Origin of the sequence: Vibrio sp. 1-2 (7-a) (genome assembly GCF_013048515.1) — a bacterium.
GTDB lineage: Bacteria > Pseudomonadota > Gammaproteobacteria > Enterobacterales > Vibrionaceae > Vibrio > Vibrio diabolicus.
This window is the reverse complement of the sequence record NZ_VHSQ01000007.1, coordinates 107,187-121,706: the sequence shown is the minus strand read 5'-3', so window position 1 is coordinate 121,706 and position 14,520 is coordinate 107,187. Positions and strand designations below refer to the sequence as shown.

General features: G+C 47.0%; 15 protein-coding genes. 5 read left to right on the top strand and 10 right to left on the bottom strand.

The window, feature by feature from the left end; genetic code table 11:
- Nucleotides 1-49 precede the first annotated feature (49 nt).
- The 4 genes from frdD to frdA are packed head-to-tail and all read right to left on the bottom strand — an operon-like array spanning nucleotide 50 to nucleotide 3,381.
- Nucleotides 50-427 (bottom strand): fumarate reductase subunit FrdD, encoded by a 378-nt coding sequence (gene frdD / locus FKN08_RS17230; RefSeq protein WP_005395421.1) that lies wholly within the window; start codon nucleotides 425-427, stop codon nucleotides 50-52.
- Between the two features lie 10 nt (nucleotides 428-437).
- Nucleotides 438-821, bottom strand: coding sequence for a fumarate reductase subunit FrdC (gene frdC, locus FKN08_RS17225; RefSeq protein WP_005395419.1), 384 nt, complete (start codon nucleotides 819-821; stop codon nucleotides 438-440).
- 2 nt (nucleotides 822-823) lie between these two features.
- Nucleotides 824-1,582, bottom strand: coding sequence for a succinate dehydrogenase/fumarate reductase iron-sulfur subunit (locus tag FKN08_RS17220; RefSeq protein WP_005381489.1), 759 nt, complete (start codon nucleotides 1,580-1,582; stop codon nucleotides 824-826).
- On the bottom strand, nucleotides 1,582-3,381 hold the full coding sequence (gene frdA, locus FKN08_RS17215; RefSeq protein WP_170892583.1) for a fumarate reductase (quinol) flavoprotein subunit: 1,800 nt from the start codon (nucleotides 3,379-3,381) through the stop codon (nucleotides 1,582-1,584). The genes FKN08_RS17220 and frdA overlap by 1 nt, the downstream gene beginning before the upstream one ends.
- Before the next feature lie 435 nt (nucleotides 3,382-3,816).
- On the opposite strand from frdA, the gene epmA reads away from it, so the two are divergent.
- The 4 genes from epmA to FKN08_RS17195 all read left to right on the top strand — a co-directional run bounded on the left by epmA (nucleotide 3,817) and on the right by FKN08_RS17195 (nucleotide 6,930).
- A complete protein-coding gene (gene epmA / locus FKN08_RS17210) occupies nucleotides 3,817-4,788 on the top strand; it encodes an elongation factor P--(R)-beta-lysine ligase (protein WP_046874653.1) in 972 nt (323 codons plus the stop codon).
- Nucleotides 4,789-4,797: 9 nt separating this feature from the next.
- Nucleotides 4,798-5,172, top strand: coding sequence for a VanZ family protein (locus FKN08_RS17205; RefSeq protein WP_048626684.1), 375 nt, complete (start codon nucleotides 4,798-4,800; stop codon nucleotides 5,170-5,172).
- Between the two features lie 21 nt (nucleotides 5,173-5,193).
- Nucleotides 5,194-5,829 (top strand): TetR/AcrR family transcriptional regulator, encoded by a 636-nt coding sequence (locus FKN08_RS17200; protein WP_005395413.1) that lies wholly within the window; start codon nucleotides 5,194-5,196, stop codon nucleotides 5,827-5,829.
- A gap of 144 nt (nucleotides 5,830-5,973) precedes the next feature.
- On the top strand, nucleotides 5,974-6,930 hold the full coding sequence (locus FKN08_RS17195; protein WP_170892582.1) for a DHH family phosphoesterase: 957 nt from the start codon (nucleotides 5,974-5,976) through the stop codon (nucleotides 6,928-6,930).
- A gap of 73 nt (nucleotides 6,931-7,003) precedes the next feature.
- Here the strand turns inward: FKN08_RS17195 and FKN08_RS17190 are convergent, their stop codons facing one another.
- The 5 genes from FKN08_RS17190 to FKN08_RS17170 form a co-directional block, all read right to left on the bottom strand.
- Nucleotides 7,004-8,149, bottom strand: coding sequence for a murein hydrolase activator EnvC (locus FKN08_RS17190; RefSeq protein ID WP_170892591.1), 1,146 nt, complete (start codon nucleotides 8,147-8,149; stop codon nucleotides 7,004-7,006).
- Nucleotides 8,150-8,174: 25 nt separating this feature from the next.
- Nucleotides 8,175-8,996: a serine O-acetyltransferase gene (cysE, locus tag FKN08_RS17185; protein WP_005395410.1), complete on the bottom strand. Its 822-nt coding sequence runs from the start codon at nucleotides 8,994-8,996 to the stop codon at nucleotides 8,175-8,177.
- Nucleotides 8,997-9,074: 78 nt separating this feature from the next.
- Nucleotides 9,075-10,112, bottom strand: a complete 1,038-nt coding sequence (gpsA, locus tag FKN08_RS17180; RefSeq protein ID WP_006743122.1) for an NAD(P)H-dependent glycerol-3-phosphate dehydrogenase — start codon at nucleotides 10,110-10,112, stop codon at nucleotides 9,075-9,077.
- A 195-nt stretch (nucleotides 10,113-10,307) separates the two neighbouring features.
- Nucleotides 10,308-10,772 (bottom strand): protein-export chaperone SecB, encoded by a 465-nt coding sequence (secB, locus tag FKN08_RS17175; protein WP_005395400.1) that lies wholly within the window; start codon nucleotides 10,770-10,772, stop codon nucleotides 10,308-10,310.
- A 247-nt stretch (nucleotides 10,773-11,019) separates the two neighbouring features.
- Nucleotides 11,020-11,454, bottom strand: coding sequence for a rhodanese-like domain-containing protein (locus FKN08_RS17170; protein WP_005395399.1), 435 nt, complete (start codon nucleotides 11,452-11,454; stop codon nucleotides 11,020-11,022).
- 547 nt (nucleotides 11,455-12,001) lie between these two features.
- Here FKN08_RS17170 and gpmM point away from each other — a divergent pair.
- On the top strand, nucleotides 12,002-13,534 hold the full coding sequence (gpmM, locus tag FKN08_RS17165) for a 2,3-bisphosphoglycerate-independent phosphoglycerate mutase (protein ID WP_046874648.1): 1,533 nt from the start codon (nucleotides 12,002-12,004) through the stop codon (nucleotides 13,532-13,534).
- 82 nt (nucleotides 13,535-13,616) lie between these two features.
- Here gpmM and FKN08_RS17160 read toward each other — a convergent pair whose 3' ends face one another.
- A complete protein-coding gene (locus tag FKN08_RS17160) occupies nucleotides 13,617-14,504 on the bottom strand; it encodes a DMT family transporter (protein WP_065646957.1) in 888 nt (295 codons plus the stop codon).
- Between the last annotated feature and the right edge of the window lie 16 nt (nucleotides 14,505-14,520).

Genomic DNA, 14,520 nt, shown 5'->3' with positions numbered 1-14,520 from the left:
GCAATAAAAAAGCTGGCATAGAGCCAGCTTTTTCTTTTTAGTCAGTATCTTAAATCATGAAGATAAAGATAACGGCTAGTGCAGTAATGAGGCCTGCAAATGCATAGCATGCAATTTTACCTATCACACCAGTGTGGAATTTAAGGTCGTGCATGCCGTGGTGTACACGGTGCATCGCATGCCACATTGGTAGAGCTAGGGTGCCAATGATGAATAGCGCACCGATGATACTGGTTGCGAATTCGGAGACACGCTCGTAGCTCATCGCTTCTGCATCAATCACGCCTAGTGGGACCAAGATACCTAGCACCAATACCGTGATTGGCGTGATCATCGCGAACCAAGTACCGCCAGCACCAAATAGACCCCACCAGATTGGCTCATCAGAACGTTTTGGTGATGTGTTTACACTATAATTCGGTTTCATGCTCAACTCCTTACACCACGATGAGAACGATCAGTGAGATGAACGCAACCGCGGCCCACTGAGTCAATACGATGATTTTCTTGTCCACCAGTTTGCCTTTCAAACGAATTGGCATTACTTGCGGCATCATGCTGAAGAAAGTTTGAGCGTGGAATAGGCTACCTAGTAGTGCAACGATGTTGATTGCGACTACGATTGGGTTTGCCATAAAATCCAACCAACCTTGCCATGCTTCAGGGCCTTTCACCAAGCAACCTAAACCGAAAGTTAGGAACAGAGTGAATAGGATCAAAGGCAGCACAGTCGCTTCACGTAGCATGTAGAAGCGGTAGAAAGGATGGTTCTTCCACCAAGTGCGTTTTACTTCACGAACGTAAGGTTTACGATTGCTCATCCTTATGCCTCCACTTTCTTTGGTGAACCATCAGGTTTCAACATAGCAATCACGAAGTCCATAGAAGACTCCACTTTGCCTTGGTTTACTGCCGCTGCTGGGTCAACGTTCTTCGGACAAACTTCAGAACAGTAACCAACAAACGTACAACCCCAAGCACCGTTTTCACCGTTGATAAGCTTCATGCGCTCATCTTTACCGTTGTCACGACTGTCTAGGTTGTAGCGGTGCGCTAGCGTTAGTGCCGCAGGGCCGATGAATTCAGGGTTTAGACCAAACTGAGGACACGCCGCGTAGCAAAGACCGCAGTTGATACAACCAGCGAACTGCTTGTATTTCGCCATTTGCTCTGGCGTTTGCAAGTTCGTACCGTCTTCTGGTTTACGGTCGTTACCAATGATGTACGGTTTGATTGCTTCAAGACGTTCGATGAACGGTGTCATATCAACAATCAAGTCTTTCTCGATTGGAAAGTTCGCTAGAGGTTCGATAGTCACACCGTCTGGGTAATCACGTAGGAAGCTCTTACAAGCAAGCTTCGGTACGTTGTTCACCATGATGCCGCAAGAACCACAGATCGCCATACGGCAAGACCAACGGTAAGACAGATCTTTGTCTAGATGATCTTTAATGTAGCCCAGTGCGTCAAGCACAGACATGGTTTCATCGAATGGAACTTCGAATGTTTGCTTGTATGGTTCTGCATCTTTTTCTGGGTCATAACGCAGAATGTCTACTTTTTGAATGCGATTTGCTGACATTATGCTTGCTCCTCTGCGTTCTTCTCTTCAGCTGCGGCTTTTTCTGCTGCTTCACCGTATAGACGAGCTTTTGGTTGTGACTTAGTGATAGTCACATTGCTGTAATCGATACTTGGCGCTGAATCTGGTTTGTAGAAAGCAAGTGAGTGTTTTAGGAAGTTCACGTCATCACGCTCTGTACAACCGTCGTCCAGACGTTGGTGCGCGCCGCGAGATTCTTTACGTAGAATCGCAGAGTGAACCATCGCTTCTGCGACTTCTAGGCCGTAACCCACTTCAATTGCGTACAGAAGATCAGTGTTAAACACTTTGCCTTTGTCTTTAATGCTGATGCGTTTGTAGCGTTCTTTTAGTTCGGTGATCTTGTTAATGGTTTCTTGCATCAAATCTTCTTGACGGTAGATACCACAACCCGCTTCCATGGTATGACCCATTTCAGTACGGATGTTTGCCCAGTTCTCATCACCTTCTTGGTTCATCAGTTTGGCGATGCGCTCTTCAACTGCTTTCACTTGAGCATCGATTGCAGACTCGTTCCAACCTTTGAATTCTTCAGCGCGTTTCACTGCGTTTTCACCCGCTACGCGACCAAATACCACAAACTCAGCCAGTGAGTTAGAACCTAGACGGTTTGCACCGTGAAGACCAACAGACGCACATTCACCAACCGCGAATAGACCTTTAATGCGAGTTTCACAGCCGCCGTTTGTCTCGATACCACCCATGGTATAGTGAACCGTTGGACGAATTGGAATTGGCTCTTTTGCAGGGTCTACGTTCACGTAAGCTTTTGCTAGCTCACAGATGAATGGTAGACGCTCTTGTAGGTACTCTTCACCTAGGTGGCGAAGGTCTAGGTGCACCACGTCACCCAGTGGGTGTTTGATGGTGTTGCCTTTCTGTTGTTCGTGCCAGAAAGCTTGAGAAACTTTGTCACGAGGACCCAGTTCCATGTATTTGTTCTTTGGTTGGCCAACTGGAGTTTCAGGGCCCATGCCGTAATCTTGTAGGTAACGGTAGCCGTTCTTGTTAACGATGATACCGCCTTCACCACGACAACCTTCCGTCATCAGGATACCTGTACCAGGAAGACCTGTTGGGTGGTATTGAACGAATTCCATATCACGTAGAGGAACGCCGTGACGGTAAGCCATTGCCATACCATCGCCCGTTACGATACCGCCATTGGTGTTACAGTGGTAAACACGACCCGCGCCACCTGTTGCTAGAACAACAGATTTTGCTTTGATAGTAACAAGCTCGCCTTCAGACATGTGAATAGCAATCAGACCTTGAACTTCGCCTTCATCAACAAGCAGATCCACCACAAAGTACTCATCAAAGCGTTTGATGTTGCTGTACTTCATGGATGTCTGGAATAGCGTATGAAGCATGTGGAAGCCAGTTTTATCTGCAGCGAACCAAGTACGTTCAACCTTCATACCACCAAAGCGGCGTACGTTGACTTCACCGTTCTCTTTACGACTCCATGGGCAACCCCATTGCTCCATTTGGATCATTTCGCGAGTCGCGTTCTCTACAAAGTATTCAACAACGTCCTGTTCACATAGCCAGTCACCACCGCCAACAGTGTCGTTGAAGTGGTTGTCTAAGCTATCTTCATCCTTGATAACTGCTGCTGAGCCACCCTCTGCAGCGACCGTGTGGGAGCGCATTGGATAAACTTTAGAAATCAGAGCGATTTCTAAGTCTGGGTTTGCTTCAGCCGCTGCAATAGCAGTACGAAGACCAGCGCCGCCTGCGCCGATGACTGCGATATCTGTGGTGATAATTTGCACAGTTATCCTCCAGTGTGTGATTGCGGAAATCCGCTTGTTATTGTCATTACGAGGCGCTCTTTAAAAAGAACTCCCCAAAAGTAGTAGGGTTAGTGTAGATGAGCCACATGGCAGAAAAATTGATGTAATTGGGTTTTTGCTTCGGTAATGCACTTAAGGGCATAGAATTTATAGGTTATGTGACTGCTATCACGGCATCGAGGTTTTGGCCCTCAAGCATTAACATTAGGGATGTTAAACCTGTGTTGCGTGACATTAACCGCATGGATAATAGGATTTTAACTGAGTGTTTTTTGTGCTGCGGCACGAGTAATACTTGCCTCAAATAGGCGAGCACGTTAGTAAAAAGAAGAAGGGATATTCCTCTCTTCTTGAAGAGTAAAAAGCATGTAGAATGAGACTTTCCTCGCTGAATTAAAGTTTGAGAGACTTGTTATGCAAACCAACTGGCAACCTACTGCTTCCATTGACCAACTTCGTCAACGTGCGACGTTAATCGCGTCGATTCGCCAATTCTTCGCTGATCGACAGGTGATGGAAGTCGACACGCCAGCCATGAGTCACGCAACCGTGACCGACATTCATTTGCATACTTTCCAAACCGAGTTTGTTGGCCCGGGTTACGCCGATGGTAGCAAGCTGTTCTTTATGACCAGCCCTGAATTCCACATGAAGCGCCTGCTGGCGGCTGGCAGCGGTTGTATTTATCAAATCAACAAAGCATTTCGTAACGAAGAAAATGGTCGTTACCACAATCCAGAATTCACGATGTTGGAGTGGTATCGCGTTGGCTTTGACCATCATAAATTGATGGATGAAATGGATGATCTGTTGCAACTGGTATTGAAGTGTGGCGCAGCGCAGCGCATGACGTATCAACAAGCCTTCATTGATGTGTTGGGTGTGTGCCCACTAGAAGGCTCGATGACGGAGCTGAAAGCGGCGGCAAGCAAGCTGGGTTTGAGTGACATTGCAGAGCCTGAAGAAGATCGCGATACGTTACTGCAATTGCTATTTAGCGTGGGAGTCGAACACAAAATTGGTCAGGATGTGCCTGCTTTTGTGTACGACTTCCCGGCATCACAGGCGGCGCTTGCGAAAATCAATCCTCAAGACCATCGTGTTGCGGATCGCTTTGAGGTGTATTTTAAGGGAATTGAGCTGGCAAATGGGTTCCATGAGCTCGATAACCCGAAAGAGCAACTGGCGCGTTTTGAGCAAGATAACGCGAAGCGTCTCGACATGGGTTTAAAACCGCAGCCAATCGACTATCATTTGATCTCCGCATTGGAGGCAGGGTTGCCAGATTGTGCGGGTGTTGCGTTAGGCATCGATCGTTTGATCATGCTAGCGCTCGGCTGTGACCACATTGATCAAGTGACGGCTTTTCCATTCCCAATCGCATAAGGATATTCAATGAACTTGGCTGCTGCACGTTTGGTCATTCTCAGCTACGCAATACTGATCGCTTACTTATCGTTGAGCTCGGGCGAGTTGCAAGACTGGGGCAACATTGCGTATCTTGATAAAATGCAGCACGCCATGGCGTACAGCGGATTTGCGTTTTTAGGTTGCTTTTGCGTGTGGCGTTGGCGTCAGCGTTGGGCGGTGGCGATTAGTATCTTATTATTTAGTGCTGCCATCGAATGGCTACAAGGGTATGTCGGAAGACAAACCTCTTGGTTAGACCTTGTCGCCAACTCAACGGGTATTCTAACTGGTCTGTTATGTTACCGTATTTGGAGCCTCTATCGACCTAGGTTGGTGAAGTCGCTATACTCGATTCGTTAATGAAGAGGGAATACGATAACAATGAAAACGCGCGACAAAATCGTCTACGCGGCACTGGAGTTGTTCAACCAACATGGTGAGCGCAACATCACCACCAATCACATTGCCGATCACATCGAAATTAGCCCTGGTAATCTGTATTACCACTTCCGCAATAAGCAAGAAATCGTTCGTGAGATCTTTGCGCTTTATTCAGCAGAACTTTTAGAAAGATTTACCCCTATTCAAGGCTCACAAGAAAGCCTGACTATGCTGAAGAGCTACCTAGATTCCATCTTTACGCTAATGTGGAAATACCGCTTTTTCTACGCGAATCTACCTGAGATCTTGTCACGAGATGAGCAGTTACATGAGCAGTACATCGATGTGCAAGAAAAGCTGCAAGCGAACCTCATTGCGATCATGCAAGAGTTTGTATCTCTGAAGCTGCTTAATGTTGATCAACAGCAGTTGAAGTCACTGGTGTGTACGTTGCATTTGATTGCGTGTAGCTGGTTGGCGTATCAATCTGCAATGGCTTCGAAAACCAGCATCACTGAGCAAATGGTGAAGCAAGGGATGTTGCAGATGCTTAATGTCGTTAAGCCATTAGCAACTGAGCAGGGGTTAGAGCAGCTACTGTTACTGGAAGATGCGGTCAGCAATCTGCACAGTTAAACGTCAAACTGCTTAATATTTCGAGAGTCACTCTCATTTTCGAGTCGTGGCTCGAGTTGACTTGTCAAATATGCCACGCACAATAGTCCTCATACCGTTCAGCCCTCTCTGGGATATGACTCTCGATAAAGGAACTATCGCTCCATGAATTACGACATTTTTAATGGCGATGCTGATGGCATCATTGCGCTTCTACAATTACGCTTGGCTGATCCTATCGAGGCTCAGTTAATTACTGGTGTAAAGCGCGACATCAAGCTGGTGGAAAAAGTAGACGTGCAAGCGGGTGATGAGCTAACGGTGTTAGACATTTCGATGGAAAAGAACATGGTAGGCCTAGAGCAAGCATTGGCTCAAGGCGCGCACGTGTTTTACGCCGATCACCATAAGGCGGGTGATATTCCTCAGCATGGCAACTTGGATGCGCACATCGATCTCGATGCCAACATGTGTACGGCGTTGATTGTCGATCAATTGCTAAATGGACGTTTTCACACATGGGCGATTACGGCGGCTTATGGCGATAACATGATCGCGAAAGCAGATGAATTGGCTGACAAGGCAGGCTTGTCACACGATCAGAAAGCGCAGCTTAAAGAGCTGGGCACTTTGATTAATTACAACGGTTACGGTTCGAAAGTGGATGACTTACATTTCCATCCAGCGGATTTATACCAAGCCTTGCTGAAGTACACGTCGCCATTTGATGTAATTGAAGATAAAACTTCGCCTTACTACCAACTGCAGTCTGCTTACCAACAAGATATGGATGCCGCTCTGGCAGTACCTGCCACGCATGAGAGCGGTAAGCTAAAGCTGTTCGAGCTACCAAACACGGCCGCATCACGTCGAATCAGCGGTGTGTATGGCAACTGGCTGGCAAATCAAAACCCAGATTCTGCTCATGCAGTACTCACCGAAAATGCAGATGGCACTTACACGGTCTCTCTACGTGCCCCGTTGAACAACAAACAAGGCGCCGTTGCCGTGTGTGGACAGTTTCCAACTGGTGGCGGCCGAGAAGCGGCGGCAGGCATCAACGCATTAAACAAAGATGATGTAAGTGCTTTTATTGATGCGGTAGAAACGTACTACGCATAGCATTTGCCAAAATATGAATGCAAAAAAGGAGCCGAGTGGCTCCTTTTTTATTATAAGTCGATGAGTCAGATAATCAGCGCTTCAACCAAGATTTCGGGTTTTGCGCTTCACTGTTGCGGCGAATTTCGAAGTAGAGTGATGCGCGATCTTGCCCGCCAGTATCACCCGCAAGAGCGATCACTTCGCCAGCGGTCACTCGATCGCCTTCTTTTTTCGTCAACGCTTGGTTGTAGCCGTAGAGCGTCATGTCGCCTTTGCCGTGGTCAAGCAACACCACTAAGCCATACCCGCGTAAATACTCCGCAAATACGACAGTGCCCGGGTAAACGGCTTTCACTTGTTGACCATAATTGGCCGCAAGCACCATTCCCTTCCAGTTTACTTGCCCGGTTTGGCGAGTACCGAAGTTGTGTAATACACGACCTTTGAGTGGCCATGGCAGTTTACCGCGCTGTTTGCCCAGTCCGTCCATTGGCACAGCATTACGCTTAGCCGCTTTGGCGATCTCGGCTTTTAGGCGTGTTTCGTTGCGCTGCAGTTCAGCAAGGTAGCGTTTATCGTTCTTGATACTGCTCTGAATTTTATTCAGGGTTTGTTTACGTTTGGATTGTGTACTTGCCAGCGCTGTACGTTTCTCAGATTGCTGTTTGAGTAACGTCTCGATTTGCTCTTTTTCTAGCTCAAGCTGGTTTTTGTTGTGTGCCAATTCTTGAGTGGTTTTGGTGATTGCATCAATCACTTCAGTACGCGCTTTGGCTAAGTGCTGGAAGTATTGACTCATGCGGTCTTCTTCCACACCTTGATTCAACAAGTGTCCATTGGCTTTTGCTCGTTCGGTCACGTAATACGTTTGCAGCAACTGTTTGAGCTCTTCCTCTTGCTCTTGGCGCTGCGCTTCTTGCAAGGCAATTTTATCTTCTAGCTTGTCTATGTTTTTGTCTGCTTGTGCGAGCTCAGATTTGGTTTGTCTTATTTCGCGTTCAAGTTTAGAAATGCCAAGTTCTTGCTCTTTGAGCGATTTTTGTAGCTCATTGAGTTGCTTTTCTTGGGAAGAGAGAGATTTGCGTTGACGGCTTATCTCACTTGATACGCCTTTGAGCTCTTGTTGACTAGCGGCAGAAGAGGCGAGGGGATATGTGGCAGATAAAGCACAAGTTAATAAAATAGCCGAGCGTAGAACAGGGTGATTTTGTTTTCGCACTTGAGATTTACCTACCACGTTGTTGTCAAAGGTTTGTTGACGATTAAATACCATCTCCATGGATAAAGCTTTGTGATTTACCATTAAAGCCTTGATCCATATCGAGAGAAGGTTTGTCCGTTTTTGGACGACCGACGATTTTCGCAGGAACCCCCGCCACAGTTGTGTGTGGTGGCACTGCTTGCAATACCACAGAGCAAGAGCCGATTTTCGCGCCTTCGCCGACTTCGATATTGCCAAGAATTTTTGCACCTGCACCAATCATCACACCTTCACGGATTTTCGGGTGACGATCGCCGCACTCTTTACCCGTACCGCCTAAGGTAACGTCTTGTAGAATTGAGACGTCATTATCGATAACCGCAGTTTCACCGATGACGATCCCCGTTGCGTGGTCGAGCATGATGCCGCTACCAATGCGTGCTGCCGGGTGAATGTCTACCTGACACGCAACCGAAATTTGGTTTTGCAGGTAGGTTGCCAGTGCATGGCGCCCTTGTTTCCATAGCCAGTTTGCCACGCGGTAGCCTTGCAGAGCGTGGTAGCCCTTTAAGTACAGCAGCGGCATAGAGTACATCGAAACTGCAGGGTCGCGATTAACCGTGGCACAAATGTCACAAGCGGCACAATCGGTAATGGTTGGGTCGGCAGAGAACGCTTCTTCTACCACTTCACGTACTGCCATTGCTGGCATCGATGCCGTGTTTAACTTGTTTGCCAAAATGTAGCTGAGCGCGGCACAGAAACTTTCATGCTTGATGATGGTGGCATGGTAAAAGCTGGCCAGCATTGGCTCTTGCTCTGACATTTCGCGGGCTTCTGAGACAATTCTGTTCCAGACTTTTTGTTTTTCGCAGTGTTTCATTCTCAATATCCTGAGTGGTTCTTCCGTGACCCGACAACTTCTATTCTTCTCAGATGAGGTGCGAAGGGGCGTAGAGTGCTACTTTCCTTCGGCTTTTTTGTCACGAGCAAGTAAATCTTGCGCTGCCAGGCGTGCATCCTTCCCTTGATACAATACTTGATAAATTTGATCAACAATTGGCATCTCAACACCCATGCGTTGAGAGAGCATCCATACTTCTTTCGTGTTGCGGTAGCCTTCTACGACTTGGCCAATTTCTTCTTGTGCCGTGTCGACGTCTTTACCTTGACCTAGCGCTAAACCAAAGCGGCGGTTACGTGATTGGTTGTCGGTACACGTTAGGACAAGGTCGCCTAAACCAGCCATACCCATGAAGGTTTCTGGTTTTGCACCCAGCGCGGCACCAAGACGGCTCATTTCGGCCAAACCACGAGTAATCAATGCAGTACGCGCGTTGGCTCCAAAACCGATACCGTCAGACATACCCGCACCAATTGCGATAACGTTTTTCACCGCACCGCCCAATTGCATGCCGATAAAGTCACTATTGGCGTACACGCGGAAGGTTTTGCTGCAGTGGATTTTTTCTTGTAGGTCAGCGACAAATTCAGCATCTGGAGAAGCAACTGAAATTGCAGTAGGCATGCCCATCGCGAGCTCTTTGGCGAACGTTGGGCCAGACAATACAGCCAGTGAGTAGTTTTCACCGATAATGTCATAAGCGACGTCTTTCAGCAGACGACCCGTTTCTGGCTCAAGACCTTTGGTTGCCCAGCAGATGCGAGAGTCTTCACGTAAGAAAGGCTTACAGCTGTTCAGCACGATGCCAAAAACATGGCTTGGAACCACAACCAATAAATCTCGGCTTGCTTGTACGGCTTTTTCTAAATCCGATTCAATGATCAAGCTTTCAGGGAAATCAACACCAGGTAAGAAAGCGTGGTTCGCGCGATCCGCTTCTAAACGTGCCATGTGCTCAGGCTCGTGTCCCCAAAGGACTACGTTCGCGCCGTTACGAGCGAGTGAGATCGCCAGAGAGGTACCGTATGAACCTGCGCCAATCACCGTCATTGCGATGTCTTTACCGTAAGCATTGTTTGTATTTGCTTGTGTCATGCTACCGCCTAATTGTCTTTCTACTAGTAGAATCTAGTTCCTAATCGTCAAATTTTACGCCTTCTGGCGATTAGGAACTAGGAACTTTTGTCAGAAATAAAAAATGCACATTGCATCGGATGGTAGACGCTCTGTGCATTTTATTAGAGTCGGTGACGTCAGCACTCAGGCTATTCGTCACTTACAAAACGTGAATTACGCTTCAGCTTCGCCTTGTTGAGCTTGCTGTTGTAGGTAGTTCATGAATAGCGCGTCGAAGTTAACTGGCGCTAGGTTCAGTTGAGGGAACGTACCTTTAACCACTAGGCTTGAGATAGTTTCACGAGCGTATGGGAATAGGATGTTCGGGCAGAATGCGCCTAGGCAATGTGCAAGTTGGCCTGCTTCCATTTGCTCAGCAGTGAAGATACCACCTTGTTGAACTTCACATAGGAACGCTGTTTCTTCTTCGTTCTTCACAGTTACAGTTAGACGTAGAACCACTTCGTAAACGCCTTCACCAAGCTCACGGCTTTGAGTGTCTAGGTCTAGTTTAACGTCTGGGTTCCATTCTTTTTGGAAGATTACTGGAGAGTTTGGCGCTTCGAAAGAAACGTCTTTTAGGAAGATGCGTTGAATTGCGAAGTTTTGTTGTGCTTCTTGAGGTGCTGCTTCAGCCATTTTTTAATCCTTAAATAAATATTTGTAGAGCCTAGAAACGTCTAAACTCAGAAAACTGGTATGTCCCGAGACTAACTGAGCCAATCTACCTTGACTAGATGAAGCGTGTATTACGTGCAAAGCGTCACAACTTAATGCTTCAACTGCTTTCAATTTGCTCAGTTTATTATCCACGAAGCTTGGCAAAAACACGCTTGAATGCGTACCTTGTTTTTTGCCTCTGCCACGTTATCGAAGCTGCCGGGTATTACTTTTTACCACGTACTAAAGGCAGGTTCGCTTCGTTCCATGCAATCAAGCCGTTCTTCAGCAGGCTTACTTTTTCAAAGCCTGCTTTTACTAGTAGGTTCGCGCTTTCTTGAGCGTTTTGCCCTGTCTTGCATACCACAATGATTGGGTCTGATTTGTGGTTTTCAAGGCTACCAAAGTTACCCGCTTTGATATCTGACGGTAAAATGTGAAGTGAGTCGGTGATATGACCTTTTTTGAACTCGTCCTTTGTGCGGATATCCACTACAACGCCGTTTTCACGGTTCATAAGATGAGTCAGTTGGTTTACGTTGATTTCTTTGTATGCGGCCGTCGCTGACTTCACGATGTTCATGATAAAGGCGACAAGAAGACCTACCCAAACCAAAGATAGAATCATGTTCTGTTGGAAAAATTCAATGTACTCTTGCATGTCTTGAGCTCTTACGCTGTTGGCGGAAAAATAAAGCAGGAGTATAGCGGGGTTAAGCCTCTTAGGCGAGAGGGTTAAAATTTTCTAACGAATAATTGAGATCTCTATAAACCCTTTATGTTATTGCCATCCGTGCATTGGACTATGGTAGCTTGATTGTTTTTGCCTATTGGATTTATCGACTTAAGTGACTTTTGTTTTACCGAAAAAAGCGAACAATAGGTACTAACCAATCTTGTTCGATAATGCTTTAAATAAGTGCTGTTTCAGGTGCAAAAACAAGAATCAGAAGCGTAAGAAAACCGAACCTAGACTGGGGTGTACAAAGCGTATTAGGAATGACTATGCTTGTGGAACACGGTTGTCGGCACTGACTCGTTGTTCGCTTAACTTGTAAGATAGCAACAATAAATCGCAAACATTATTTGATCTTAACCTACAGTTTTGGTTAAAAAGTGTAGTAAAATTACGCTAGTTTTGTTTCAAGGTTAGATAGGGCAGCGAGGCCCTACGCCAAAAGTTACTTAAATTTGATGAGGTCATCACTATGTCAGCTAAGAAGCCACTGGCTCTAGTTATCCTTGACGGTTACGGTTACCGTGAAGACACAGCAAGTAACGCAATTGCGAATGCGAAAACACCAGTAATGGATGCTCTGATTGCGAATAACCCACACACTCTAATCTCTGCTTCAGGCATGGATGTTGGCCTTCCTGATGGTCAAATGGGTAACTCAGAAGTTGGTCACACTAACATTGGCGCAGGTCGCGTTGTATACCAAGATCTAACTCGTATCACTAAATCGATCGCTGACGGTGAGTTCGCTGAAACGCCAGCGCTTGTTGAAGCAGTTGATGCTGCTGTTAAAGCAGAGAAAGCGGTACACATCATGGGTCTGATGTCTCCAGGTGGCGTACACTCTCATGAAGACCATATCTACGCAGCGGTTGAAATGGCAGCGGCTCGTGGCGCTGAGAAAATCTACCTACACTGTTTCCTAGACGGTCGTGACACGCCACCACGTAGTGCTGAAAACTCGCTACAACGTTTCCAAGATCTATTCGCGAAACTAGGTAAAGGTCGTGTTGCTTCTCTAGTAGGTCGCTACTACGCTATGGACCGTGACAACAACTGGGATCGCGTTCAAGTGGCTTACGATCTTCTGACTCAAGCGAAAGCTGAGTTTACAGCAGAAACCGCCGTTGCTGGTCTAGAAGCCGCTTACGCTCGTGAAGAGAACGATGAGTTCGTGAAAGCGACAGCAATTAAAGCGGAAGGCGAAGAAGACGCAATCATGCAAGACGGTGATGCGGTTATCTTCATGAACTACCGTGCTGACCGTGCTCGTCAAATCACTCGCGCATTCGTGCCTGACTTTGATGGTTTTGAGCGTGCGGTATTCCCGGCAGTTAACTTCGTTATGTTGACTCAATACGCGGCAGATATCCCTCTAGCAATCGCATTCCCACCAGCGTCTCTAGAAAACACGTACGGTGAGTGGCTGTCTAAGCAAGGTCAAACTCAGCTACGTATCTCTGAAACAGAGAAATACGCACACGTGACTTTCTTCTTCAACGGCGGTGTTGAAAACGAATTTGAAGGCGAAGAGCGCCAGCTTGTTGCTTCTCCAAAAGTAGCCACTTACGACCTTCAGCCAGAAATGAGCTCCCCTGAGCTTACAGAGAAACTGGTTGCGGCGATCAAGTCTGGTAAGTTCGACACTATCATCTGTAACTACCCGAACGCAGATATGGTTGGTCACACTGGCGTTTACGAAGCAGCTGAGAAAGCAATCGAAGCGCTAGATGAAAGTGTTGGCAAAGTAGTTGAAGCAATCAAAGAAGTTGGCGGTCAGCTACTGATCACTGCGGACCACGGTAACGCAGAAATGATGGTTGACCCAGAAACGGGTGGTACTCACACAGCGCACACTAACCTACCGGTTCCTCTTATTTACGTAGGTGATAAAGCGGTTGAGTTCAAAGAAGGCGGCAAACTGTCTGACCTTGCACCAACCATGCTTTCTCTAGCGGGTCTAGATATCCCAGCAGAAATGACGGGTGAAGTGCTAGTTAAATAATTAACTAACTGCTCAGAATGACAAAAGCCCGAGTTTAAACTCGGGCTTTTTTGTATCTGGCAACAAGGGCTGGTCTGTAAGGTTATTGAACCAAAATGCCAGCACCAATCACAGCTAGGGCTGCGCCCAACCATGCAAATCGGTTTGGTCGGCGTTTAGTGTAAATCCAGAGTAGCGGTAGCAACATAATTGGCGTGGTTGAAGATAGCAGTGCAACCATACCTACATTTCCTTCTTGCAGTGCGTATAAGATCAGCGTCATGCCGACGGCCATCGCCAAGAAACCGTTAAGCGCAGTAATACCAAATACTCGCCAAGTAATGTGTTGTGTCGAGCGAGCGACTTTGACCCCTAGAACTAACAACATGCTGTGGGCGAAAAATGCACTGATCATTCGAATAGCAGAAGCCGCAACGGGGTCAATGCTGGTTTGCATTACTGGCTTGGCGATGATGCCGCCCAATGCTTGGCACATTGCTGCGGTTAAGCCAAGTCCAATGCCCACCCAGATGTTACCTTTAATGTCTTCCAAGACGTTATTCACTTGGCCTCTTCGACCAAAGAATATCGCCATCACTACGCCGCTAAATACCAAGGATGCGCCCAGTAGTTCTATTGTGGTCATGACTTCGCTAAATAAGAAGTAGCCCAAAATGGCAGAGAATACCGCATGGCAGGAAAACAGTAGTCCGGCTTGTCTTGGTCCCATACGATTCAAGCACGCGAACAGAGCGGTATCGCCAATAAAAATACCAATCAGTCCTGAGGCCATCATTGGCGTTACATGTCCCCAAGAAACCGTTAACCAGCCGCCAGTTATCCAGGCCATTGTTGATAAGATCACGGCCGTACAGCCCATGCGCCAGCGGCTGTAAGAAAAAGCGCCTAGGTGTTGTGCAGGAATGACAGAAATAAGGCTAGAAACTGCCCACAGAAAAGCGGCACATAAAGCAAGCCATTCGTAACCCATGATGTGTCGACGTCCT

Bases quoted from the DNA above. Each gene is read 5' to 3' on its own strand.
- frdD (WP_005395421.1), bottom strand. From the start codon at position 427: ATGAAACCGAATTATAGTGTAAACACATCACCAAAACGTTCTGATGAG.
- frdC (WP_005395419.1), bottom strand. From the start codon at position 821: ATGAGCAATCGTAAACCTTACGTTCGTGAAGTAAAACGCACTTGGTGG.
- FKN08_RS17220 (WP_005381489.1), bottom strand. From the start codon at position 1,582: ATGTCAGCAAATCGCATTCAAAAAGTAGACATTCTGCGTTATGACCCA.
- epmA (WP_046874653.1), top strand. From the start codon at position 3,817: ATGCAAACCAACTGGCAACCTACTGCTTCCATTGACCAACTTCGTCAA.
- FKN08_RS17205 (WP_048626684.1), top strand. From the start codon at position 4,798: ATGAACTTGGCTGCTGCACGTTTGGTCATTCTCAGCTACGCAATACTG.
- FKN08_RS17200 (WP_005395413.1), top strand. From the start codon at position 5,194: ATGAAAACGCGCGACAAAATCGTCTACGCGGCACTGGAGTTGTTCAAC.
- FKN08_RS17195 (WP_170892582.1), top strand. From the start codon at position 5,974: ATGAATTACGACATTTTTAATGGCGATGCTGATGGCATCATTGCGCTT.
- cysE (WP_005395410.1), bottom strand. From the start codon at position 8,996: ATGAAACACTGCGAAAAACAAAAAGTCTGGAACAGAATTGTCTCAGAA.
- gpsA (WP_006743122.1), bottom strand. From the start codon at position 10,112: ATGACACAAGCAAATACAAACAATGCTTACGGTAAAGACATCGCAATG.
- secB (WP_005395400.1), bottom strand. From the start codon at position 10,772: ATGGCTGAAGCAGCACCTCAAGAAGCACAACAAAACTTCGCAATTCAA.
- FKN08_RS17170 (WP_005395399.1), bottom strand. From the start codon at position 11,454: ATGCAAGAGTACATTGAATTTTTCCAACAGAACATGATTCTATCTTTG.
- gpmM (WP_046874648.1), top strand. From the start codon at position 12,002: ATGTCAGCTAAGAAGCCACTGGCTCTAGTTATCCTTGACGGTTACGGT.
- FKN08_RS17160 (WP_065646957.1), bottom strand. From the start codon at position 14,504: ATGGGTTACGAATGGCTTGCTTTATGTGCCGCTTTTCTGTGGGCAGTT.